Origin of the sequence: Paraeggerthella hongkongensis (assembly GCF_003726035.1) — a bacterium.
GTDB lineage: Bacteria > Actinomycetota > Coriobacteriia > Coriobacteriales > Eggerthellaceae > Paraeggerthella > Paraeggerthella hongkongensis.
Genome location: NZ_QICD01000012.1, coordinates 1 through 22,141 on the forward strand (window position 1 = coordinate 1; position 22,141 = coordinate 22,141).

The 22,141-nt window shown below is 61.7% G+C and carries 18 protein-coding genes; 11 read left to right on the forward strand and 7 right to left on the reverse strand.

Translation table 11 applies throughout. From position 1 onward, the window contains the following. Together DMP08_RS12640 and DMP08_RS07150 are read right to left on the reverse strand one after the other, a co-directional pair. Positions 1 to 177: IS1/IS1595 family N-terminal zinc-binding domain-containing protein (locus DMP08_RS12640; protein ID WP_420541190.1), on the reverse strand; the 177-nt coding region annotated here is incomplete at its 3' end. 696 nt (positions 178 to 873) lie between these two features. Beyond that, positions 874 to 3,102 carry an FAD-dependent oxidoreductase gene (locus DMP08_RS07150; RefSeq protein ID WP_123192247.1) on the reverse strand — a complete coding sequence of 743 codons (2,229 nt, stop codon included), beginning with the start codon at positions 3,100 to 3,102 and terminating at the stop codon, positions 874 to 876. 304 nt (positions 3,103 to 3,406) lie between these two features. On the opposite strand from DMP08_RS07150, the gene DMP08_RS07155 reads away from it, so the two are divergent. The 3 genes from DMP08_RS07155 to thrS all read left to right on the forward strand — a co-directional run bounded on the left by DMP08_RS07155 (position 3,407) and on the right by thrS (position 8,307). Then, positions 3,407 to 4,879: a response regulator transcription factor gene (locus DMP08_RS07155; RefSeq protein ID WP_161555435.1), complete on the forward strand. Its 1,473-nt coding sequence runs from the start codon at positions 3,407 to 3,409 to the stop codon at positions 4,877 to 4,879. Positions 4,880 to 5,703: 824 nt separating this feature from the next. Continuing rightward, the gene (locus tag DMP08_RS07160) at positions 5,704 to 6,252 is read left to right on the forward strand and encodes a zinc ribbon domain-containing protein (protein ID WP_114566982.1); all 549 of its coding nucleotides are present in this window, start codon (positions 5,704 to 5,706) and stop codon (positions 6,250 to 6,252) included. A 141-nt stretch (positions 6,253 to 6,393) separates the two neighbouring features. Further along, complete coding sequence (thrS, locus tag DMP08_RS07165) at positions 6,394 to 8,307, forward strand: threonine--tRNA ligase (RefSeq protein WP_123192249.1); 1,914 nt, start codon at positions 6,394 to 6,396, stop codon at positions 8,305 to 8,307. Between the two features lie 343 nt (positions 8,308 to 8,650). On the opposite strand, the gene DMP08_RS07170 is transcribed toward thrS, so the two are convergent. Further along, entirely contained in the window at positions 8,651 to 9,478 is an 828-nt protein-coding gene (locus tag DMP08_RS07170) for a hypothetical protein (RefSeq protein ID WP_244596864.1), read from the reverse strand. Between the two features lie 189 nt (positions 9,479 to 9,667). Between DMP08_RS07170 and DMP08_RS07175 the strand changes: the two genes are divergently transcribed. The 3 genes from DMP08_RS07175 to panF all read left to right on the forward strand — a co-directional run bounded on the left by DMP08_RS07175 (position 9,668) and on the right by panF (position 12,409). Continuing rightward, positions 9,668 to 10,252: a helix-turn-helix transcriptional regulator gene (locus DMP08_RS07175; RefSeq protein WP_123192250.1), complete on the forward strand. Its 585-nt coding sequence runs from the start codon at positions 9,668 to 9,670 to the stop codon at positions 10,250 to 10,252. A gap of 380 nt (positions 10,253 to 10,632) precedes the next feature. Continuing rightward, a complete protein-coding gene (locus DMP08_RS07180; protein WP_123192251.1) occupies positions 10,633 to 10,917 on the forward strand; it encodes a YhdT family protein in 285 nt (94 codons plus the stop codon). Continuing rightward, on the forward strand, positions 10,910 to 12,409 hold the full coding sequence (gene panF / locus DMP08_RS07185; protein WP_123192252.1) for a sodium/pantothenate symporter: 1,500 nt from the start codon (positions 10,910 to 10,912) through the stop codon (positions 12,407 to 12,409). Before DMP08_RS07180 ends, panF begins: the two co-directional genes overlap by 8 nt. Before the next feature lie 24 nt (positions 12,410 to 12,433). Here the strand turns inward: panF and DMP08_RS07190 are convergent, their stop codons facing one another. Next, entirely contained in the window at positions 12,434 to 14,164 is a 1,731-nt protein-coding gene (locus DMP08_RS07190) for a cation:proton antiporter (RefSeq protein WP_123192253.1), read from the reverse strand. A 121-nt stretch (positions 14,165 to 14,285) separates the two neighbouring features. Between DMP08_RS07190 and DMP08_RS07195 the strand changes: the two genes are divergently transcribed. Then, positions 14,286 to 14,609 carry a heavy metal-binding domain-containing protein gene (locus DMP08_RS07195; protein ID WP_123192254.1) on the forward strand — a complete coding sequence of 108 codons (324 nt, stop codon included), beginning with the start codon at positions 14,286 to 14,288 and terminating at the stop codon, positions 14,607 to 14,609. 26 nt (positions 14,610 to 14,635) lie between these two features. Then, the gene (locus DMP08_RS07200; protein ID WP_123192255.1) at positions 14,636 to 15,493 is read left to right on the forward strand and encodes an ion transporter; all 858 of its coding nucleotides are present in this window, start codon (positions 14,636 to 14,638) and stop codon (positions 15,491 to 15,493) included. 9 nt (positions 15,494 to 15,502) lie between these two features. Here the strand turns inward: DMP08_RS07200 and DMP08_RS07205 are convergent, their stop codons facing one another. After that, positions 15,503 to 16,480, reverse strand: coding sequence for a patatin-like phospholipase family protein (locus tag DMP08_RS07205; RefSeq protein ID WP_123192256.1), 978 nt, complete (start codon positions 16,478 to 16,480; stop codon positions 15,503 to 15,505). Positions 16,481 to 16,705: 225 nt separating this feature from the next. Here DMP08_RS07205 and trxA point away from each other — a divergent pair, with 225 nt between their 5' ends. Further along, the gene (gene trxA, locus DMP08_RS07210; protein ID WP_123192257.1) at positions 16,706 to 17,014 is read left to right on the forward strand and encodes a thioredoxin; all 309 of its coding nucleotides are present in this window, start codon (positions 16,706 to 16,708) and stop codon (positions 17,012 to 17,014) included. A 417-nt stretch (positions 17,015 to 17,431) separates the two neighbouring features. Here the strand turns inward: trxA and DMP08_RS07215 are convergent, their stop codons facing one another. Beyond that, entirely contained in the window at positions 17,432 to 18,190 is a 759-nt protein-coding gene (locus DMP08_RS07215; RefSeq protein WP_123192258.1) for a MerR family transcriptional regulator, read from the reverse strand. Between the two features lie 142 nt (positions 18,191 to 18,332). Between DMP08_RS07215 and DMP08_RS07220 the strand changes: the two genes are divergently transcribed. Continuing rightward, positions 18,333 to 19,685 (forward strand): MATE family efflux transporter, encoded by a 1,353-nt coding sequence (locus DMP08_RS07220; protein WP_123192259.1) that lies wholly within the window; start codon positions 18,333 to 18,335, stop codon positions 19,683 to 19,685. A gap of 24 nt (positions 19,686 to 19,709) precedes the next feature. Here the strand turns inward: DMP08_RS07220 and msrA are convergent, their stop codons facing one another. After that, positions 19,710 to 20,843: a peptide-methionine (S)-S-oxide reductase MsrA gene (msrA, locus tag DMP08_RS07225; protein ID WP_123192260.1), complete on the reverse strand. Its 1,134-nt coding sequence runs from the start codon at positions 20,841 to 20,843 to the stop codon at positions 19,710 to 19,712. Positions 20,844 to 21,030: 187 nt separating this feature from the next. Here msrA and trxB point away from each other — a divergent pair, with 187 nt between their 5' ends. Beyond that, on the forward strand, positions 21,031 to 22,002 hold the full coding sequence (trxB, locus tag DMP08_RS07230) for a thioredoxin-disulfide reductase (protein WP_123192261.1): 972 nt from the start codon (positions 21,031 to 21,033) through the stop codon (positions 22,000 to 22,002). Positions 22,003 to 22,141 lie beyond the last annotated feature (139 nt).

Genomic DNA, 22,141 nt, shown 5'->3' on the forward strand with positions numbered 1-22,141 from the left:
GCGCCAAAACGTCGATCTACTCATCTTCAATTCTGCAACGGCATCTTTTGAGAAGAGCCACCTGAGAAATATCTCAAGCGTTTTGGCGGTGTTGTCTATCGTGCGAATCGAAGATGCCCCACAGCTGACACAGCGCCACCTCTGGGTTTTTGCAGACGTCTTTCCATTGCGCTTCATAATGGCGCCACACAACGCGCATTTTGGATTATTCACCCCTTGCTCCTGTTCTTTGGCAACTTTTCGCTTAAAAAAGTTTGCCTGAACAGGCGTGTCAAGGTGAAATCGGACACACTTTTTGAAACACCTAGAAGTTGGTGCGAAACAACTTCTAGGGTCTATTTTCTATTGATGAACTGGTAATACAGGGTAGAAATAGACACACTTTTTGAAACTTAACCCGCAGATGACGTGCGCCCAGCGCGGATCTTTCGCGATTTCTCGCGGTTTCGGCGCGAGCCTTGCATGGATCCAGCGCAGACCTTGCGCGGGTCTAGCGAGAATCTAGCACGGATCCAGCGCGCATCCAGCGCGCTTCTCGCTCGAATCCTGCGCCCGTTCGGCTCGAATTTGGCTCGTGCCCGGCATGAATCTTTTATTGAACTGAGCTTTTGGCAATTTCTTTCTCGTGTCGAAGCCTGTGGATCATAGGGTTGAAAAAGCGATCTTTGACGCTATTTTCTCGTTGGACAGGGACGAGATTCGTCTTGAAACGTCTAAAGAATTCGTTAAGGCCGAAGCTGCGGCGTTGCGTCGAGCGCAGGAGCTTTCCTTTGGCCGCAGGATTTTGGAACGACCGGTCGTCGGCCCGGAGGGGAGGGCTGACGACCGGAGGGAAGGAGCTGTACCTGATGCGGTCTGGATGAAAGGATCCTTTTAGACGGAGCGAGCGATATCGTTGCCAGCACGGATGGCGAGCGCTATGTTGAACGGCTTCTCGCAGTCGCCGATCGCGTAGGTTTCAGAAACCGAGAGCCCGTCAAGTAGAGACGTGTTCGGTGTCATCTCAGCGCCGTCGACGATGGAGTCGCAGTCAACGGTCACTTCGGTTCCCACTTCGGTCGCGATGACAACCTTGCCGTCTTTCGCTTCTTTGATCGAGGCGCCCGGCCATACTTTTACGCCCAGAGAGTACAGAGCCGTGGTCATAAAGCGTATGGCGTGCTGGGATTGCTGCATATCGAGGTCTGCATTGGCGTGCGGGGTAACGATGGCGACGCGCTTCTTGCGGACGGTCAGCCAAAGCGCGCAGTCGAAGGCTTGGGCGTTCGAGCCGTATATCACGACGTTCTCGCCTAGATCAGCCGTCATGAACGAGTCGAAGTCAACGACGGGTACGTTTCCGGCGATGTTGGTCTTTTCGCGCGTGCCGCCTACTGCCAGGATGACGACATCGGGAGCCATGGAGGAGATGAACGCTTGATCAACCTCTTTGCCGGTCGTCACGTTTACGCCGTTGATCTCAAGTTGTCGCTTGAGGTAAGCGGCAAGATCGTCGAGATTCTCGTGGGGACCCTTTACCATGCTTGCGAACGATAGAAGGCCTCCCAGCGAGTTGCTCTTTTCGTAGAGCGAAACTTCGTGCCCACGAGCTGCGGCAATGCGCGCGGCTTCCATGCCGGCGGGTCCGCCGCCGACTACCATTATCTTTTTTGGCGAAGATGCGGGATTGAGCTCGTACGTGGCGGGGCCGTTGTCGGTCATAACACGCTGCGTAAGGGCGTTTACGCGGCAGTAGCCCATCTTGCGGTTCAGCTCGTTACTTCCGATATGGCAATGCAAACAGCGCGTGCAGGGGGCGATTTCGTCGCTGCGGCCGTCGCGGAGCTTGGCAACGTACTCGTTGTCCACGGTCAGGGGGCGGGTCATCATGAAGAAGTCGACTTTGCCGTCGGCTAGAGCCTGCTCGAAGAAGTCGGGCGCGTGCGCCGGATCCATGTAAGTGACGGCGCCGCAGGGGATGCTGACCGCTTCTTTGTATCGCGCGGCAACGTCGAGCAGCATGCCCGCACCGCTGTGGTCGGCAATGAGCGAACCTTGAAAGTGCCGGCTGAAGTCCCACTGCGTACCGTAGCCCGTCGCGCCTTCGATGCCGTACAGAATAAAGTACAGATCGCTTGCGAATTGGCAGGGGTGGTTACCCAGCGGTCCAAGGCGCAGGTGCATGGAGTCGCAGCCAGCGGCTTCGAAGAGCTTTGCAAATTCGATGCCTTCTTCGATGGAGATCACGAGGTTGCTCGGCGCGGTCAGCGTGTTGTCAAGATCCATGAGCGTTGCGTTGTTGGTGAGGTTGTCGTTCTCCTCGACGCAGTCGATGAGCATTTGCACAACGAAGTCGTTGCCGCATGTTTGCTTGATCTTCTTGATGCATTCGGTGATGAAACGGGCGCGGTCCTCAAGGCTGCCGATGCCGTACTGATCCGTGCGGGTGTTATGGAAGCGCGAGAGGAAGTGCTCTCCAATGTTGAAGCCAGCTGCATTGATCTCGAGCGCTTTGAACCCCATTCCCTGAATGGTTTTGGCCAGATCCACGGCGACATCTTCGAAGGCGAGGATCTGATCTACGGTGAGTTCGGCTACGTCGGGCCCGAACTGGGCCCACTGCAAGCCGAGCGATGCGCCGTATCGGGCGCATTCGTCGACAAGGCGCTTGCAGAATTCTTCGGCGTTGGGCGCGGCGGTTTCGCCAGTGATCAGCGACACGAGTTCGCCTTCGACCCAGATGATCTCAACGCCGCCCTTTGCGAGATTCACGTAGTACTGGAGGAACTCATCGGTGAGTCCGCCCAGATACGTGGCCGATCCGGCGGGCGACTTGATCATGCGGTGGCTTGATTCCATGGAGCCGATCTTTACGGACGAGAAGAGCGTCGAGAAGTCGGTCGTGCTCTGCCGGTAGTCGTAGTCTTGCGGGTTGAGGCACGCGGATGGGATGAGTTCGGCGCTGCTGTCGCTTGGTGCACCTGCGGCCGCACCCGCCTTGCTTGCTGCTTTTTGCTCGCTGTCTGATTTAGGCGCGCAACCGACCAGCCCAGCGCCTGCGACGGCGATGCTTGCTGCTCCGATGCTTGCGAGAAAGCTTCGCCTTGATACTCCGGTTTCCATATTCTCTCCTCCAGTTGTAGTTCGGAAAGCGCCTCGCTTGCCTTGTGCCGCATGTTCGTGCGAGCGGCGATGACGCTATCGCTCGACGGCGATAGGTACAGGCTAGGGATCGGGGCGGAAAATCGCCTCACATACGCCATGTGAAATGGGGAAAAGCGAGCGGTGATTTGCCACATGGCGCGGGCTATTTTGAAAAGAGACGCTACAATGTGGCTCCAGAAGGACGAGAGCATGCGGGGGAGGTTCTGGCGTGTGGTGGCCTGGATCGCCTGTGAAGAATATGCTAAAGAGCGGAGGTGGCAGCGTGAAGGATCGCGCAATCAGATGTCTTGGCTTGTCCTCTGTTCTCCTTGTAGGAGTACTTACCATTTGGGGCGGGCTGCCGCTTGGCGCTTTGACGCAGCTGGAACTGTCGGAGATACTGAAGTATTGGTCCATTCCCTTGTCTATCGCGCTCGGTCTTACGTTGAACGCGATTCTCCTGAAGCGAATCAAGCCCTCGATGCGGTTCCTTGTTGCAGCTCTGGTGTCGGCGGGCATGTGCGTAGGCGGTGGTTACGCGCTGCTGCTTGTTGGGTCGGGCGCGCTCGACCGCGCGCTGATTGCGGGTTTGTCTTCCGCTCTCATCGGCGTCGGATACGGTTTGTTCTTGCTCGCATGGCAGCACGTGCTTTCGCAGCTTTCGTTTGATGAAATGACCAAGACCCTTTTGCTTTCTCTGGCCATGGGCTCGGCGGAGTATTTGCTTTTGTTCGCGGTTTTCGGCGGTCGTCTCTGGACCGCGTTTCCCGTTCTTGTTGTTGGGGCGGTTGCGCTTTGCGTGCTTGCCTTGCGCACGCCGGATCTTGCATCCGGTGATGCCGTTCGACGTGACGGACGCAGGGATGGACTGCGGAGCATAGCGAAGGATGTCGGCAGCCCTTTGGTTTGCGTGTGCGCCATTGCGTTTGCGGTTGCTCTGACAAGAACCATTACGCTCGACGGGATCGACAACTCCGATGTGATCAATATCGTTTCCAGCGGGTGCATTATCGTTGCGTCGCTTGCGTTGTACGCGGCATGGTTCGTGCCGGGAAGCGAGCGTTCTTTCTTTCGGAAGCTTGGCATCCTGGGGCTGTATCGCATGTTCTTTCCCGTTATCGTGACAGCGCTGCTGGCGCTTTCGATCGTGGGGGATTCCCTTGCGCTTGCGGTGGCGACTCTGGCTTACGTGCTGTTCTCGTTCGTTGCGGTGTTCATGATGTCGACGAGCGTTACTATCGCACAGCGTCAGGGGTTGTGGTCGCCGTACGTGTATGGTGCGTTCGCGGGTGCGACTTACTTTGCGTTCGCTGGAGCAACGGCGTTGGGGGCTTGGGTATACTACCCGCGAAGCTTCGGCGCAGCAACCTTGCCCGTTATCGTGCTTGTAGTGTTTTACATCCTGGCGATGTCCTATGCAGCGATTCAGGCGCGCAAGAGGGGCAAGGACGAACGTGGCGCCTCAACGGCTCCGGAAGGCGACGTCGCGGCGGCGTCCTCCGCAGCACCCACGGTGGTCGACGAAGTCGCGCAACGCTGCTCTTTGCTGGCCGAGGCTGCGGGGCTCACAAAGCGCGAGCGCGATATCCTCTTGGTGTTGGCGAAGGGAAGAGACGTTCCCAGCATCGCGAAGCAGTTGTTCATTTCTGAAAATACCGTCAGGTCTCATAGTAAGAGCATCTATCGAAAATTGAAAATCCACTCTAAGCAAGAACTGCTCGATCTTCTCGACGGCGTCTCCCTCGATCGGATGTAGCGCGCGGGGCTTCGTGAGGCGGGAGGGCAAGGTCGAGCTTTGAGGTCTACGGTGCGCATGCCGCCGCTGCGTGTTCGGCTGCTGCGGGCCGCTCGCGGTTTCTCCGGCTCGACGTATCCTAAGGCGCGCCTTGCGAGGCGATGCCGTGGATTCTCCCGCTTAACGCTTGAACCGGCGTTCGCTTTTCGCGTATACTACGTTGCGAGCCGCAGGGAGCGCTAACTCCCTGCGGCTCTCGGATCGCTTCGGCGGTTTGGCTTTTTTGTTTACGGCTCCCTGTCCTTTCGGATTGGGAGCCGCTCCACTATTACCGCAACAAGCACGATAACGCTGGAAAGCAGCTGCAGCGCAGCCGCGAACAAAGCCAAATCGGTCATGGCATCCACCTCCTCCCGTTCTCCCTTCGTCGGGGGCATGGGTGGAAAGGGGCGTGGAGCCTCGCCGCCTGGTGATCCGTCCCTTCATGATAGCGCCTCGACCTTGCGCGCAGATGACGTGCGTCCAGCGCGGATCTTTCGCGATTTTCCGCGGTTCCAGCGCGAGCCTTGCGCGCATCCAGTGCGAACCTAGCACGGACCTTGCACGGATCGAGCGCGCATCCAGTGCGGATCCAGTTCCCAGCCCAACCCTCGACCCCTCGACCCCTCGGCTTGCGGAAATTAACTCCACAACTGCTTGATTTTTGACATCTTTGCTATAATGACTGGTCGTGTGCATGTATCGGGCGTTTCGGGTGCTTGTACCGTGCGATGGACGTGCGCTTTCCGTGGGGGAACACGCGCACGATCGCTAGCGTTAAGCTGATACAAGAAAACGAGGTTGACATGAACGAGCTGCTGTCCCAGTTGTGGACGCCCGAGCTGCAGGCCGCTTTCACCGTGGTCGTGGTGCTGCTCGTCATCCTGTACGTGCTCTCTATCGTCTGGGTGGTTCGCGATGCGTACCTGCGCGGATCGTACTGGTACGTGTGGGCCATCGTGGCGCTCATCCCTCTGCTGGGCGTTATCGCGTACTGCCTGCTCCGCCCGCCCCTGTTGCAGATCGACCGCGACGAGCAGGAGCTCGAAATCGCTCTCAAGCAGCGCGAGCTCATGAAGTACGGCGAATGCGCGAACTGCGGCTATCCGGTAGAGGCCGACTTCGTGCTGTGCCCGAACTGCCACCAGCGTCTGAAAAACCTGTGCGGCACCTGCAACCACGCCCTCGACCCCACCTGGACTGTATGCCCTTACTGCGCCACGCCGGTGTCCGGCGGCCCGCGCGCTCGTCGCGCTCCGCAGCAGCGCCCTGCGCGAACGCAGCAGCCGCAGCAGGCGGCGCCCCAACAGTCGAGGCAGGCACGTCCCGCTCATCCCGAGCAGGGCATGCAGTAACATTCTTCGCGTTCATCGAAGCCGCCTCGAATCCGGGGCGGCTTCGTTGTTTCGTCCCAACGGCAGGGCGCGAAAGGCGTGCCCGCCGGGAACCGATCGTGCAGGTGCTTTGTGCGCACCCGGCACAGGAAAGGAACTGCTATGAACATCGTACTACCTGACGGCTCCGTTAAAGAGTTGGCCGAAGGCGCTACCGTCGCCGATGTGGCGGCGTCCATCGGCGCTGGCCTGGCGAAAGCCGCGCTCGGCGGCGTCGTCGACGGCAAGGCCGTCGATCTGAGCGCTCCCGTCGCCGATGGCGCGCAGGTGTCCATCGTGACCGCCAGAAGCCCCGAGGCCCTGGAGCTTCTGCGCCACTCGACCGCGCACGTCATGGCCGCCGCGCTCGTCGACCTGTACGGCGACGTGCAGTTCGGCGTAGGCCCGGCCATCGAAGACGGCTTCTACTACGACATCAAGCTCGACCGCGCGCTGTCGCCCGACGACTTCGCCGCCATCGAGGCGCGCATGGCCGAGATCGTGAAGGCCGATGAACCCTTCGAGCGCCGCGAGGTCGCGCGTGCCGAAGCCGAGGAGCTGTTCGCCGGCCAGGCGTTCAAGTTGGAACTCATCGCCGAGCTGCCCGAGGACGAGACCATCACCACCTACACCATCGGCAGCTTCACCGATCTATGTCGCGGCCCGCACCTGCCTTCCACGGGCAAGGTGGGAGCGTTCAAGCTGACCAAGCTGGCCGGCGCCTACTGGCGCGGCGACGCCGAGCGCGAAATGCTCACGCGTGTCTACGGCACCGCGTTCTTCAAGAAGGCCGAGCTTGAAGAGCATCTGCATAACCTGGAGGAAGCCGAGAAGCGCGACCATCGCAAACTGGGTCGCGAGCTGGGCATCTACACCATGGATTCCCTGGCGGGCGTGGGCTTGCCCATGTACCTGCCCAAGGGCGCGCGCGTTATCCGTACCATGCAGGAATGGCTGCGCCGCGATCTGTACGACCGCGGCTACGAAGAGGTCATCACCCCGCACGTGTACAACGCCGACGTGTGGAAGACCAGCGGCCATTACGGCTTCTACAAAGAGAACATGTACTTCTTCAACATCAACGAGGGAACCGAGGAAGACCCGCGTTTGACCGAGTACGCCGTGAAGCCCATGAACTGCCCGGGCCACGTCATGCTGTACAAAAACGAGCTTCATTCCTACCGCGACCTGCCCCTGCGCTACTTCGAGTTCGGCACCGTGTACCGGCACGAGATGAGCGGCGTGGTGCACGGCCTTCTGCGCGCCCGCGGCTTCACCCAGGACGACGCGCACGTGTTCTGCACGCGCGACCAGGTGGTGGACGAGGTGGTGGCCATCCTCGACATCGTGGACCACATCATGTCCACGTTCGGGTTCGCCTACGAGGCCGAGATCTCCACGCGTCCCGAAAAGAGCATCGGCACCGACGACATGTGGGAGCATGCCACCAATGCGCTTAAGGAAGCGTGCGCGCGCCATGGTTTGGCGTACGACATCAACGAGGGCGATGGCGCGTTCTACGGTCCCAAGATCGACATCAAGGTGAAAGACGCCATCGGCCGTACCTGGCAGTGCTCCACTGTGCAGGTGGACTTCAACATGCCCGAGCGCTTCGGCCTGACCTATCGCACCGAGGACAACACCGAAGAGCGTCCTTGGATGCTTCATCGTGCCATTTTCGGCTCCATCGAGCGCTTCCTGGGCATCCTGATCGAGCATTACGCCGGCGCGCTGCCGTTGTGGCTGGCGCCCGTGCAGGTGGTCGTGCTGCCCATCGCCGACCGTCATAAGGAGGCTGCGACCGATCTGGCCAAGAAGCTCAAGGCCGCAGGCGGCCGCGTGGAGGTGTACGACCAGAACGAGCCCATGCGCGTGAAGATCGCCAAGGCGCAAAGCCAGAAGATCCCGTACATGGTGGTCATGGGCGATAAGGAGGTCGAGGAGGGCACCGTGTCGGTCCGCGACCGTCACGAGGGCGACCTGGGCTCCTGGCCGGTCGAGCAGCTGGTCGAGAAGATTCGCGAAGCTGCGCTGTAAAGCTGCGTTGCACAGTAAGCTCGATGACGACCCCGGCCGACGACGCTGGGGTCGTTTTTTGTCGTTGCATGTTTAGTGTCGGACGCCCTGCGGTGAACCGGTGGGAAAAGAGGCATCGGTTGCTGGATCCCGGCCGCGATGTGGCGAAGGCGGACTTGTACGGGTGAGTGAGCTAGTGAGACACGGCAGGGAGGTTGGGGGCAGCCGTCGTGAAGCGGGCGATGCGGCGCTTGTTCTCGGAAAGGGGCGTTTTGTGTACCCGGGGATGACGCGGCGATGCCGACGACAAGCTTTCCCGTATCATCTCCATCGACTCGTTCGTCTTGTGCATGCTCGCCTGTAGCTACCCTAACCATAGGCGATAGATGGTGGGCGGGTCGTAGTCGGACAGCGCGAGGCAGAAGCGGGACGGGTTGATGTCGTCGTAGGCCGACCGATCGCAAAACGTGTTCGCGTACACGAGGTACGGTAGCGTGATGGCGCGCGTCTCGCCGGATTGAAGGACGTTCCAATCATCGGGGAGGGTGTTTTGGACGAGCCCGCGTTCTGAGGGGACGCCGTACAGCTCGCCGAGTAGGTAACCGCCCGAATCGCCGCCTCCGCCGTTGTCGAGCATGTCGTTCGCCCCGTTGAAGTCTTCGCTCCACAGCTGCATTACGGGAAGGCTTTGCTCGTGCTCCATGGTGTTCGTCAGAGTCAGGTCGATGAGCACGATCTTGCACTCGTGTTCGCGAGCCTGCGCGTATCCGGTTGTCTGAGCGTAGTGGGGATACCATTCGGCGAACGCGTCCAAGGTTACGGCCTTCATGCTTACGGGGACGATTTCGATGCCGTCCGAATCGTAGATGTAATTGAATTCGCTCAGGTAGCGCTCGCGCTCCTCATCAGACCACGAATTTCGCTCTTCCTCGCTCGCGTCGAACAATTTCCCTCGGGTCAGGTTCTCGGTTCGGAAGGTTTGTCCGAAGGACACGTCCACGATGCACTCGGCCTCGTAGCTGTTTGCACCGACGGTGCTGATCGACGCAGGGCGGAGTTCTCGATCCGTCGTTTGTGCTCGCGGCTCGGCGGGGATGAATTGGAGGGCCATCCAGACAAGCACGGCGGTGGCTGTCGCGATGCAGGCGGCGCCGAGGGCCGTCCGTACGATCCTGCTTCGTCCTGCGCTCATGGGACGCTCCTTCTCCGTAGTCCGTAGTCCGTAGTCCGTAGTCCGTAGTCCGACGCATCCAACCTAGCACGATCCGGCGTGAAGCGGCAATGATGAAGTTTTTCATCACTCGTTCTGCCTGGGCGCGCTGGGAGCTTGCGCTATGCTGGGGATATCCAAACGGCAGACCGGCAAGAAGGAGGGCGGCGCATGGTCTCGTGGTCGACGGTAGCGGTGCTTGCGTTGGTGTGCGTCGTATACGGCGCGTTCTGCACGGCGATGGCGCGGGCGTTCTTCCGCGCGCGGGCCGATCGGGCGGCGTACCGGACGGCGGGCGCGTGGGCGGCCTGCTTCGGCGCGACCGTCATCGGATCGCTCATGGCGCGCGATGCGCAGGGCGTCGAAGCGGCCGCTGCGTTCGCGGCCTGCGCGTGTCTCGCGTCCTTTCCGCTGTGCCTGGCGCTCGAGCGCCGCTGGCGCAACCGCGACATGGCCGCAGCCGTGGCCTACCTGCAGCTTCATCGGCCGGCTCTTCGGCCCGCGGAGCCGGCCGCCGTGTCGGGGTCGGAATGGGGCGCCGGTCTCGACGCCACCTGCGCGCGTCTCGCGCGCACCTACGACTTGACCCGCCGCGAGGAGGACGTGCTGCGCCTGCTCGCGGAGGGCCGCACGTTCGCTGAAACGGCCGACGAACTGGTGGTGTCGCTCAACACAGTAAAGAGCCATGCGCGGCGTATCTACGCGAAGATGGGAGTTGGTGGCAAAGCCGATCTTCTGGAGAAGGTGTCGTGCTGAGCGGGGGTGTTAAGATGGGCATAAAGGCGCCGACTGGTGTGGGGTTCGTATCTGTCGTTTGTCGTGCCTTGGTGTGGCTAGCGGGCGAGTGCGCTTCGGGTTCCTCTGTGCGACGTTTGTTTTGATGAAATCCTCCTGCGGGGAGGCTCCATCTTCGGCGCGCAAATTCCTTCCTGCGCTTGAATGCGGTGCGTTTCCTTCTTCTTATGGTTTTAAGCGTTGGGAATAGATCCCTCCTACTTTCAGTATCGTGTCCGTCCTGTTCGCTCGACGGGGCGGGCGATCGCATGCATGTGCCGTCTCCGGTTGGTGTACCATGCTATCAGCAAAATATCAGCAAAACGTTGCGGTGCGACGGACGCAACGAGGAAGGAGCGTGCATGGCGCAGACGCCGCTGAAGAGTTATCGCGACAAGATGAGGCAGGCCAATCGTGAGGCGAAAGCTACGCTGGCGGCCTTCGTGTTCATTGTGGCGGTATGGCTGGTCTGCGGATTCGGTCTATCTGGGAGCGACATAGAGGTGTTTCATACGCCGATTTGGATAATCGGAGGAACCTTGGGAACGTGGGTGGCGGCCATCGTCGCAGCCGTGGTGCTGGGCGGGCGCGTGTTCGTCGATTTCGACCTGGACGACGAAGGGGAAGGGGCGTCCGATCGTGGGTAGTTTGATCGCGCTTGCGCCCTTGGTGCTGTTTTTGCTGTTCGCGCTGGGCGCGAGCCTGCTCGTGCGCCGACGCGCGCAAGCCGCATCGACGGGCGGCGGTTTCGTGAAGGAGTACTTCATCGGCAACCGCGGCCTGGGCGGATTCGTGCTGGCGATGACCACCATCGCCACCTACGGGTCCGTAAGCTCGTTCGTAGGCGGTCCCGGTCAGGCGTGGTCCATCGGGTTCGGCTGGGTGTACATGGCCGTGGTGCAGGTGACGGCGCTCGTGCTTTTGTACGGGATCATGGGCAAGAAGATGGCGCTCGTCTCGCGCAAGCTGGACGCCGTCACCGTTGTCGACGTGATCCGCGCGCGGTACGGGTCCGACCTGCTCGCCAACCTGTCGGCGCTCATCATCGTGGTGTTCTTCGTCGCCACGATGGTCGCGCAGTTCGTGGGAGGGGCCAAGCTGTTCGAGGCGGTGACGGGCTATTCGTACACGACGGGCTTGTTCCTGTTCGGCGCGGCGGTCATTCTGTTCACCACGATCGGCGGGTTTCGCGGCGTAGCCGTGACCGATGCGCTGTGCGGCATCGCCATGCTGGTGGGCATGGGCGTGCTGGCGGTGGGAATCCTCGAGGCAGGCGGCGGCTACGAAGCCATCATGGTCTCCATTGCCGCAAACCATCCGGCCATGTTGGAGCCGTTTTCCGGCGGCAACATGCCGGCAGGGTTGTATCTGACCCAGTGGCTGCTCGTGGGCGTGTTCACGTTCGTGCTGCCGCAGTCGGTGGTTCGCACCATGGGCTACAAGGATACGAAGTCGTTGCATCGGGCCATGATCATGGGAACCGTCATCATCGGCGCCATGATGATCGGGGTCACATCGCTGGGCGTGCTGGCGGCCGGCGTTCTCACGGACGATCTTGTCGCGTACGGCGGCAGCGTGGACAACATCATCCCGCTGTCCATCGTGGGCACGTTGCCGCCCGTTTTGGCCGGCGTGGCCATCATCGGGCCTATCGCCGCATCGATCTCGACGGTTTCGTCGCTTTTGATCTCGTCCTCCTCGGCCATCGTGAAAGACGTGTATCTGCGGCATTGCGAGAAAACGGGAAAGCGCCCTGCAGACAGGCGCGTGGCGGTTTCGAGTCAAGCGGTGACGCTAGGCGTTGGCGTGCTCGCTTTCGCCTTGGCCGTCACGCCGCCCGATCTGATTTGGAAGATCAACATGTTCGCGTTCGGCGGTCTGGAAACGGCGTTTTTCTGGGTGCTCGTCTGCGGCCTGTTCTGGAAGCGCGCCAATAAGACGGGAGCGCTTCTGTCCATGGCGGGTGGGACGCTGGCGTACTGCACCTCGATGGCTTTGGGCTTCAAGGTTGCCGACCTGCATCAGATTGTCATCGGCATCGCGGTTGCGGGGGCATGCATGATCGTGGGCACCCTGGCAGCGCGACATGCGAAGTCCAGCAAGCTTGCGGTGTTCTTCCCGGACGAAGATGCCGACTAGCTGGTTGATAGGCGGGCCGGTCGGCTAGTGCTCGCGGCTTGCGGGCCGTCCCGCATCCTCGTCTTCGCGGCGCTCCAGATCCTCGATGATGCGAAGGGCTTCTTCCGGCGAGGCGCCCATGCGCTCGGCCGCGCGCCCGATCTCGTCAAGGCGGCGATGGTACTCGCGCACGGCACGCTGCGCCAGGCGTCTGCGACGCTCTTCGCGGCGACGGGCGCGGTAGTCTTCGGCTGTAAGGTTTTCGCCCTCGCGCGTTGCGGCGGGGGAGGGCGCGGGCTTCTCGGCTGCAACGGCGGCGGGAAGCTCCTCGCTGCTTGCCGCCGCGCGCTTCGCGGCGATCTCCTGGGCGGCAAGGTCGAGCGCTTCGTCGAGCAGGCGCTTTCTAGCCGAAGAGCGCTGCAGACGGAAGGCGAGGTCTTCCCAGCGCGCATCCTGTCCCTCGAGGCGGCGCTGCTTCGAGGCAAGACGCGCGGCGGCTTCTTGGCGCGCCAGCAAGCGTTCCAACTCCACATGCTCGCGCAGGATGCTGCCGATGTCGCGCGGGTTCTCGCGGATCTCCTTGACGGCTTCCAGGGGGCGCGCGTCGGCTACGCGGTACGTGATGGAGGCGAGCAGCGGCATGAGGAACACCGTTACGGCTCCTGCAGCCACCAGCACGCTGGCCGTCTCCTGCGTCATGGCCTGCGCGCTTACGGCCACCGACGTGACCGCGACGATGATGGGCAGCGCCGTGGTACAGTACAGCGCCACGGTCAGGCGGTTGTGAGAGGACACGTCGCGCGTGTCTTTGCCGGTGGATAGCGCAACGAATATGGGAACCGCGCGGATCAGCAGCAGCATGGCGATGAACCCGATTAGGAGCATCGGCTGCGCGAATACGGCCATCAGATCGATCTTGGCGCCGGAAACCACGAAGAACACGGGAATGAGGAATCCGTAGGCAACGCCGTCGAGCTTCGTTTCCAGGCTGTGGTCGCCCTCCGGAATGACGTAGCGAAGCACGAATCCCGCCGCGAACGCTCCCAGCACGATGTCCAGGTGAAACACCGCCGAAAGCGTGATGAGGCCGACCAACAGCAGCACGGTCACGCGCATCATGGTTTGCGAGGTGGTGTCGGCGTTGGCGGTCAGGAATCGAAACAGCCGATGCCCGGTTTTCTTCGCCTTCGCGGGAACCACGGCCACCGCTACGCACAGCGCGACGAAGCCGGCAAGGATCAGCACGGTTTTCCATTCGGCGCGCGACGAGAGAAGAAGCGCCATTGCCAGCACGGGGCACAGCTCTCCCCAGGTGCCGTACGTCAGGATGGACTCGCCTACGCGCGTGCCCGTCAGCTCGCGCTCTTTCAGGATGGGCATGAGCGTGCCCAACGCGGTCGTGGTCAGGGCGATGGCCATGGCAATAACCTCGAAGCGATTGCCGGAGAATCCGGGGATGAATCGCATGACCAAAAACGCGACGCCGAACGATACGAACCAGGTGATCAGCCCTCGCTTGCCTTGCGAACCCGTCAGGCTTTTGGGGTTGATCTCGTAGCCTGCCAACAGGAATAGAAACGCCAGCCCCAGATCGGCCAGCAGATCGACGGAGTCGGACAGCTGAACCACGCCCGCCATGTAGGGGCCCAGCAGCGCTCCGGCAATGAGCAGGAACACCGTTTCAGGGATCAGTTTGTTGGGGATGAGCTTGGCGGCGATGGGGCACGCCGCCGCGACGAGCGCGATGATGGACAAGGATATGAGATCGGTCGGCATGAGGACCCTTCCACGTTGTTCTCGTCAGTCCTGATGAAGTGCCATTGTATCGCAATGAGGCATCGGCAGACATGGTATGCTTCGAAGGCACACGTACTGCAGTTACGAGAAGGAGCGTTTCATGATCGTTACCACCACGCCCTCTGTCGATGGGTACCGCATCTCCGGTTATTACGGCGTCGTTTTCGGAGAGGTTATCACCGGCATCAACTTTCTGCGCGACTTCGGCGCGGGGATTCGCAATATCGTAGGCGGGCGCAGCGAAGGCTACGAGCAGGAGCTTACCCAGGCGCGCACCGAAGCGCTCCAGGAACTTGAGCAGCGCGCCGCGGTAATGGGCGCTCATGCGGTGGTCGGCGTCGATGTCGACTACGAGGTGCTCGGTCAGGGCAACATGCTGATGGTTACCGCTTCGGGCACCGCCGTCACGCTCGAGCAGGCGTAGCGTTTCTCTCGGACGAAACGGGGCGGATGGCGATGACGGGAGAAGAGAGGGCGCGGTTCGATCGCGCGTCGCGCTTCAAGCAGCAGGTTTACCTGGCGCTCGAGGACTTGTCGCGCGCGCACGGACTCGCGCGCGTCGTGGGCGCGGGACTCTTCGTCCTGATCGTGCTGAACGCGTTGCTGGTGTTCGTCGACTCGAACCCGGGGGTTCCCTATGCGCTCTCCCGGGTTTTCCTGGTGTTCGGCCTGGCATCGAGCGTATGTTTCGGCGTGGAGTACCTTGCGCGGCTATGGGTGGCCGACCTTGTGCACGCCGAGCTGCCGCCGCTGCGCGCCCGCGCCCGCTATGCGCTCTCGCCCATGGGCGTTATCGATTTGCTGGCGTTTCTGCCCGGTTTGCTGGTGTTTCTTGTTCCGGTATCGCCTTCGGCGCTTAACGCCGCGCGCATCGTGCGCTTGATCCGCCTCATAAAACTGTCCCGTTACATGAGGGGACTGCGTTCCATCGTGCGCGTTTTCCGCAAACGCCGATCGGAGATCGTCGCCTCGTTCATGGTGCTGGGCTTGCTCACCGTTACGGCAAGCGTGCTCATGTACCAAGTGGAGAACCCGGTGCAGCCCGACAAGTTCGACAGCGTGCTCACGGGCATGTACTGGGCCATGACCACCATTACGTCGACCGGGTACGGAGACCTGGTGCCCGTTACGGCGTTGGGACGCTTCGTCGGGTTTGCCACCATGGTGCTGTCCATTGGCGTGGTGGCCATTCCGGCGGGCATATTCTCGGCGGGGTTCGTTTCTGAGTTTCGGGCGCAGGATACCCGCAGCCACGATGCTGGCGAACGTCCGGAAAACCCCGATGATCGCGATGGCCGCGAAGGCTAACGGTGCGCGCTATCGTTCCAGATACGCTTGAAGCGCGGGCCAGCGCTTGGCCGCCTCGCCGTAACCTTGTTCGTACAAGGCCAACAGCTTTTCCGGATCTTTTTCCATGTTTCCTATGGTCACCGGCTCGGGAGGTTGTATGAGAAACAGTTTTCCCTCGTCTTGCAAGCGGGGGAGCGCGCGGTACATGCGATTGTAGTCGTAATGGCGATGCTGCAGGCGTTCGAGGAAGTACGGGTACAGCGCGTAGCGCTGGCGAAGGATAGCCATGAGCTTGTTCGGCGTTTTGACGAAGTCCGCGGCTTGCGTCAGGACCACGATGTGCTTTTTCGCGCCCGTGAGCATGGAGTACACGATGGGCACGCTGTCGCAGGTTCCGCCGTCGAGCAGCAGCTTTCCGTCGATGTCGACGATCTGGCTGACCAAGGGCATGGACGATGACGCGATAAGGTAGGGAAGGTCGGCTGCCGAGTCGGTGAACTCGTGGTAGTCTGCTTCGCCCGTCCTCAAGTTGCTGGAAACCGCCACCAACTGCATGGGCGATTGGTCGAAGGCAGGGTAGTTGAACGGTTCGAGCACGTTGGGAATCTCGTCGAACGTGAACGCGCGGCCGCAGGCGTTGCCGGTGCGCACGAAGCTTTTCATGGACAGGTAGCGCCAATCATCGCAGTACTTCATGTTGAGATAGCATGCCCGCCCGTTTTGGCCAGCCACGTAGTTGTACCCGCACAGCGCTCCCGCCGACACGCCGATCACGCGTTCGCAGAACAGCTTCTGGTCCATGAAGAAGTCCAGGACGCCGGCGGTGAACTGTCCGCGCATCGCGCCGCCTTCCAGCACGAGGTTGACTGGCGATGCCGCATGTCCGTCCCAAGCGGGAGGGTACAGGGACGAAGGTACGGTATCCGGGTTGGTCCCGGGCTCTTTGGACTTTGCTCGGGCGGCGTGCTGAACGAAGGGTTCGCGTGCGGAGGATTGGATGCTCATGCGGGTCCTTTCTCTGATCCGCATTATTATAGCGGGTTCGTTTCAAGGTTGCTGCGGCTCGATATGTCGGGTTTCTCTAGATTTATCCCCTATTTGGTAACATTTGATGCAGCGCGTGCGGCTTCCGGTTAAAATACACGCAAATGAACGAAGAGCCGATGCGTAAGCTCGGTTCGAGCGGCGTGGCTTCCTCGAAGGAGGCGTCGCCAAGTAAAGGAGGTTGTTATGAGCGAGGTTATCTCTTCTGCTGATTTCCAGTCCAAGGTGCTCGACGCGCAGGGGCCGGTGCTCGTGGACTTTTTCGCCACGTGGTGCGGACCGTGCAAGATGCTCGCCCCCACGCTCGACGAGGTGTCCGGCGAAGTGGCCGGCAAGGCGGCCGTTTACAAGGTGGACATCGACCAGAGCCCGGATGTGGCGCAGCGTTACGGCGTTATGAGCGTCCCGACGCTTGTCGTGTTCGAAAACGGCCAGGTCAAGCAGCAAGCTGTGGGCGTGCAGCCGAAGCAGAACATCCTGGCGATGCTGGGCTAAACCAGCATCCTAATGTGCTATCGCAAAGGGAGCCGCAGCATGCGGCTCCCTTTTTCGCGACGCGACGGGGTCGTTCCTCCGTGCACGATTCTTTCCCCAATGTTGCGCGCGAGTGCATGTTGAGGCCCGTCCGCCGGCGGCGAATGATCGCGACCAGGCAAAACGCGCGGTCTCGTCGATGCCCGCCTCTTCGTACGCCTCTCAGACGCAACATTGGGAAAAGAATCGTGCACAAACCAGGGCATCTGACGCTGCCGCGTGCAGACGTCCCCTTCCGCCTTCCGAAACGCCAGCGAGGCTTTTACGGTCTTGGAATGGGGAGCTGCACCGATGGCGGCTTGACGGCGCATCGGGCTACGGCGAGTTCGGCTCGACGGTTCGCCGTCGGCCGGCTTTGCCGCCTGCCCGCTTGTCGGGCTACGTCACGATCCAAGATCGGTAGTAATCCCAACGGGATCCGTCTTCGGGTTCGGTTGCGGTCACCAGGTACGTGCCCACCAAAGCGCGAGGACGCAGGCCGGAACGGGTCGCGGCGTCGAACAGCTCGGCTGCGTTGTTGCCGTCAAGCTCCGGCGTGGTTTTGAGCAGGCATTCCCGACAGGTGCGTTCGTTGTCGGAAGGCGTACGCACCCAAAGCGGGGAAGCGCTCCCTGCTTCGTCGGCCACGGCTTCATGCACGACGGAGGGGTCTTCGGCTCGTATCAGCACCGCGTAGCACCACGGCTCGTCTATGAGCGCGTTCCACGGTACGGACGTGTTGTAATCGATGCTGGTCAGACGTTCGATGGCGGGCGTTGCCGGGCGCATCCCGGAAACCCTCAACTCCTCGGCCACGGCGTTGAGCGAGCGTTGGCGGGCGAGGCGCGTCCGCATGGTCTCAAGTTCCGCGATGCGCTGCTCGATGCTGTCTTCAGTGCGTCCGAGCGCATCGTCAAGCGCGCTGATGGACATGGCCCGATAGCTTGCCAGGTCGCGCACCGGCACGCCCAGCTGGCGGTAAAAGGCGATCTCGCCTGCTTCGAGCACGTCGTGCAGCGCGTATCGCCGGTAGTCGTTGCGCTCGTCGCGGCTTGCGCGGACAAGTCCCTGGCTTTCCCAATAGCGCAGCGTGGAAGGGGCAACGCCCAGACAGCGCGCTGCGTCCTTGATGTCGTAGTAGCTCGGCGTTGCGTTCACGGTGCTTCTCCCATCCTGACCTGGCCCCTGTTTGTTTGGAGATTCCGAGAATCCTGCTCGGGCGGGTTTACCTTCAAGCAGCTTTAAGGTTTAGAGTACCATCCGGAACATTTCAGGGCAAGATCCGCAGCGGAGAGTGAACATGATTAAGAGAAGTATGGTGCGCGAGTACCTCAAGTACATTGTGCCCACGATGCTTACGTTCACGTTGGCAGGCGTGTACGGCATCGTTGACGGCATCTTCGTGGGCCATGCCGTGGGCGATGCCGGGTTGGCCGGCATCAACGTGGCGTTTCCCGTGGTCGCGTTCATCATGGCGGTGGGCACGGGCGTGGGCATGGGCGGCGGCGTCATTTCGTCCATCGCGCGCGGCGCGGGCGACGAGTCGAAGTCTCGCCGTGCGGTGGGAACGACGTTTCTCATGCTGGTGCTTGCCTCCGTGCCCATTATGGCGCTCCTGTTCGCGTTTTCCGGACCCCTTTGCGAACTGCTGGGCGGTCGTGGCGAAACCCTGAACCAGGCCATCGCCTACATCAACGTCATCGCTTGGGGCGTGCCCTTCCAGATCTTGGTAACGGGCTGCACGCCGCTTATCCGCAACCAGGGCAAAGTGGCTTTTGCCATGGTGGTGCAAGTGCTGGCCGGTCTTATGAACGTGGCGCTGGACTACGTGTTCGTCATTGCCTTGGGCATGGGGACGGCGGGCGCCGCCGAGGCCACGGTTTTGTCCCAAGTTGCCGCGTTCGTGCTGGTTGCTGGCTTCTTCCTGCGCAAAGAGAACCGCATAAGCCGCGCCGATCTGCGCATTGACGGCAGGATAGCCGCGCATGCCCTCAAGCTGGGATTGGCTCCGTTCGGCCTTACGCTTTTGCCCGAAGCCACGGTTGTGGCCATCAACGTGAACCTGGCAACCTACGGCGGCGAGACGGCGCTGGCGGCGTACGCGGTGGTGTCGTACACGGCTTGCGTGATCCAGATGCTCATCCAGGGCGTGGGCGACGGTTCGCAGCCGCTCATCTCGCGCTACTACGGGTCGGGCGACGCCGACGCCGTTCGGCGCTTTCGCAATACCAACTACCTCATTACCATCAGCTTGGGCGTGATCGGCTTGGCTGCCATGTACCTGCTGCGCCATCAGGTGCCGCTGCTGTTCGGCGCCTCGCCCGAAACCACGGGGCTCATTGCCTGGGCGCTGCCCGTGTTCTCGACGGCGTACGTGTTCTACGGATTCACGCATGCGTCCACGTCCTACTTCTATGCGGTGGACGATGCCAAAGCATCGAACGCTATCGTGTACGGTGAAGCCGCCCTTGTCGTTGCCGTGGTGTTCGGCATGGCGTGGGCGTTCGGGCTGGACGGTATCTGGATCTCGGTCACCATCGTGCAGATGATCCTGTCGGTTGCCGCCGGCGCGCTTTTGCGCTTTCGTCACCGCAGCCGCGAACGCGAGCGCAGCTGCAGCTTGGACGGGGATCCCAGCTGCAGTTCTTGCTAGCGCGCTTGGTCGAGGCCGGCGGTTTTAGACCAGCGGCCTGAGGTAGCCGTAGCCTTCCGCGTCCATGCGGTCGTAGGGGACGAAGCGAAGGGCTGCGCCGTTGATGCAGTAGCGAAGCCCGCCGCTTTGCGCGGGGCCGTCCGAGAACACGTGCCCAAGATGGGCGTCTCCGGCGTTGCTGCGCACCTCGGTGCGCAGGGTGCCCAGGCTGTGGTCAAGACGCTCGGTTACCACGCTGCGGGCGATAGGGCGCGAAAACGCCGGCCAACCGCAACCGGAGTCGAACTTGTCGGCAGACGAGAACAGCGGCTCGCCGCTGGTTACATCCACGTAGATTCCGCGTTTGAACAGACGGTCGTATGGGTGGGAGAACGGCCGTTCGGTGGCGTTGTGTCGGACGACGCGGTACTGGGATTCGTCGAGCGTTTGCTTGAGCAGGCCATCGTCGGGGGCGGCGTAGCCTTGCGCGCGGATGAGCTGTGCCGCCGTTTCGGGATCGTCCGGGTCGGCGCAGGGTGCGTCTTGCGGGTCGCAGCCGGTCGATGCGCTCAGGTCGTGGTCGAGCTTGCGCACGCCCAGGGTGTCCACGGCTTCGCACAGCCCGTCGTGCTCGATGCAGGGGCGCCCTTCCTGCAGACCGGTTCGCCGCGCGAACTCGTCGGCCGCTCCCAAGCGGATGTGGCAGTAGCCTCCAGGGTTCTTGGCCAGGTAGTCTTGATGGTAGTCTTCGGCAGGGTAGAAGCCGTCGAGCGGTTCCACTTCGGTGACGATCGGCTCAACGTGGGAGGCCCGTTGGCGCAGAACGGCGGCCTCTATGGCGGGCAGGTCGGCTTCGTCTTGCCAGTAGATGCCGCTTCGGTACTGAGTACCCCGGTCGTTGCCCTGCCGGTCGAGGATTGTGGGGTCTATTGCCTCGAAGAAGGCGTCCAGGAGCAGGTCGGTGGGCAGTATCGTGCGATCGTAGGTGACGGAAACGGCTTCCGCATGCCCGGTGTTCCATAGGCATACGTCGCGGTAGCTGGGGTTTTCGGTCGATCCGTTCGCGTAGCCCGCAACCGTGCGCCGCACGCCGGGCAGGCGCTTCAGGTAGGCCTCCAATCCCCAGAAACAGCCTCCGGCAAGGTAGAGAGTGTGCAGGTCTTCGCGTTGCTTGTCCATAGTGTGGCTCCTATCGCGCCGCCGTGCGCTCTTTGTCGCGCCCCATCCTAGCGCATCGTTGCCGTTGCGGCTGTTTTCCACGAACGCACAACGAAACCGTAACGCTGCCGTTGAGGAACGCCCTCGTAACGCACGTCGCTTCTACCGTATACTGATCGTTGAAAAAGACGATGTTTGGAGGCTTGATATGAACGAAGAGCGCCCCTTGAACGAAACCTCGCAGGAGTGCAAGGGCTCCCATCTTGAAGCTATGGACGTTGCCGTGATCGGAGCGGGGCCCGCCGGGCTGACCGCCGGTCTGTACGCGGCTCGCGCAGGACTTGACGTTGTGGTGTTCGAGCGCATTTCGCCGGGCGGGCAGCTTGCCCAAACCGAGCACATGGAAAACTATCCGGGATTTCCCGAGGGAGCGGACGGCTTCGAGCTGGCGTTTTCCATGAAGCAGCAGGCGGATCGCTTCGGCGTTCGCCATGTGGGCGAAGAGGTCGTGTCGGTCGACTTCGCGCAGGAGCCCAAGGTTCTGACCACCGCGTTCGGCGAATACCGCGCGAAGAGCGTCATCGTGGCCACCGGAGCCCGTCCGCGCAAGCTGGGGCTGGAGCTTGAAGACGAGCTGCAGGGTCGCGGCGTGTCGTATTGCGCCACGTGCGACGGCAACTTCTTCCGCGACAAGGAGGTCATGGTGGTGGGCGGCGGCAACACGGCCGTGGGCGACGCCATCTACCTGTCGCGCATCTGCAAGAAGGTGTACCTGGTGCATAGGCGGGACAAGCTGCGCGCTACGGCCATCTACCATAAGCGCTTGGAGGATCTGGAGAATCTGGAGTTCGTCTGGAGCGCCGCGCCGCGCAAGCTGATGGCCGACGAAGGCGCGCTTGCGGGCGTGCGCGTGGAGATGCTCAAGACGGGGGAGATTCGCGACATCCCCGTGAGCGGCCTGTTCGTGGCGGTGGGCACCGAACCCAACACGGAGTTCTTGAAGGGGGCCTTGCAGCTGGACGAAACCGGGTACGTGGTGGCCGACGAATCGGGCGCCACCGACGTGCCGGGCGTGTACGTAGCCGGCGACGTGCGCACGAAGTTTCTCCGTCAGGTGGTCACCGCCGTCGCCGACGGCGCGGTGTGCGCCGAAGAAGCTTCGGAGTACTTGGCGATCTAGTGCTGGTTGCTGCGAAGCGCTTTTCGATCTGCTATCATAAACCAGTTACGCAGTGGTGCCCGCTCCTGCACGGGGGCGGGCACTCGTCGCGCGCGGCGCGTGCGATCAGGTGAACCACGTTACGAAGGACAGCACACAC

Bases quoted from the DNA above. Each gene is read 5' to 3' on its own strand.
- DMP08_RS07150 (WP_123192247.1), bottom strand. From the start codon at position 3,102: ATGGAAACCGGAGTATCAAGGCGAAGCTTTCTCGCAAGCATCGGAGCA.
- DMP08_RS07160 (WP_114566982.1), top strand. From the start codon at position 5,704: ATGAACGAGCTGCTGTCCCAGTTGTGGACGCCCGAGCTGCAGGCCGCT.
- thrS (WP_123192249.1), top strand. From the start codon at position 6,394: ATGAACATCGTACTACCTGACGGCTCCGTTAAAGAGTTGGCCGAAGGC.
- DMP08_RS07170 (WP_244596864.1), bottom strand. From the start codon at position 9,478: ATGAGCGCAGGACGAAGCAGGATCGTACGGACGGCCCTCGGCGCCGCC.
- DMP08_RS07175 (WP_123192250.1), top strand. From the start codon at position 9,668: ATGGTCTCGTGGTCGACGGTAGCGGTGCTTGCGTTGGTGTGCGTCGTA.
- DMP08_RS07180 (WP_123192251.1), top strand. From the start codon at position 10,633: ATGGCGCAGACGCCGCTGAAGAGTTATCGCGACAAGATGAGGCAGGCC.
- DMP08_RS07190 (WP_123192253.1), bottom strand. From the start codon at position 14,164: ATGCCGACCGATCTCATATCCTTGTCCATCATCGCGCTCGTCGCGGCG.
- DMP08_RS07195 (WP_123192254.1), top strand. From the start codon at position 14,286: ATGATCGTTACCACCACGCCCTCTGTCGATGGGTACCGCATCTCCGGT.
- DMP08_RS07200 (WP_123192255.1), top strand. From the start codon at position 14,636: ATGGCGATGACGGGAGAAGAGAGGGCGCGGTTCGATCGCGCGTCGCGC.
- DMP08_RS07205 (WP_123192256.1), bottom strand. From the start codon at position 16,480: ATGAGCATCCAATCCTCCGCACGCGAACCCTTCGTTCAGCACGCCGCC.
- trxA (WP_123192257.1), top strand. From the start codon at position 16,706: ATGAGCGAGGTTATCTCTTCTGCTGATTTCCAGTCCAAGGTGCTCGAC.
- DMP08_RS07220 (WP_123192259.1), top strand. From the start codon at position 18,333: ATGATTAAGAGAAGTATGGTGCGCGAGTACCTCAAGTACATTGTGCCC.
- msrA (WP_123192260.1), bottom strand. From the start codon at position 20,843: ATGGACAAGCAACGCGAAGACCTGCACACTCTCTACCTTGCCGGAGGC.
- trxB (WP_123192261.1), top strand. From the start codon at position 21,031: ATGAACGAAGAGCGCCCCTTGAACGAAACCTCGCAGGAGTGCAAGGGC.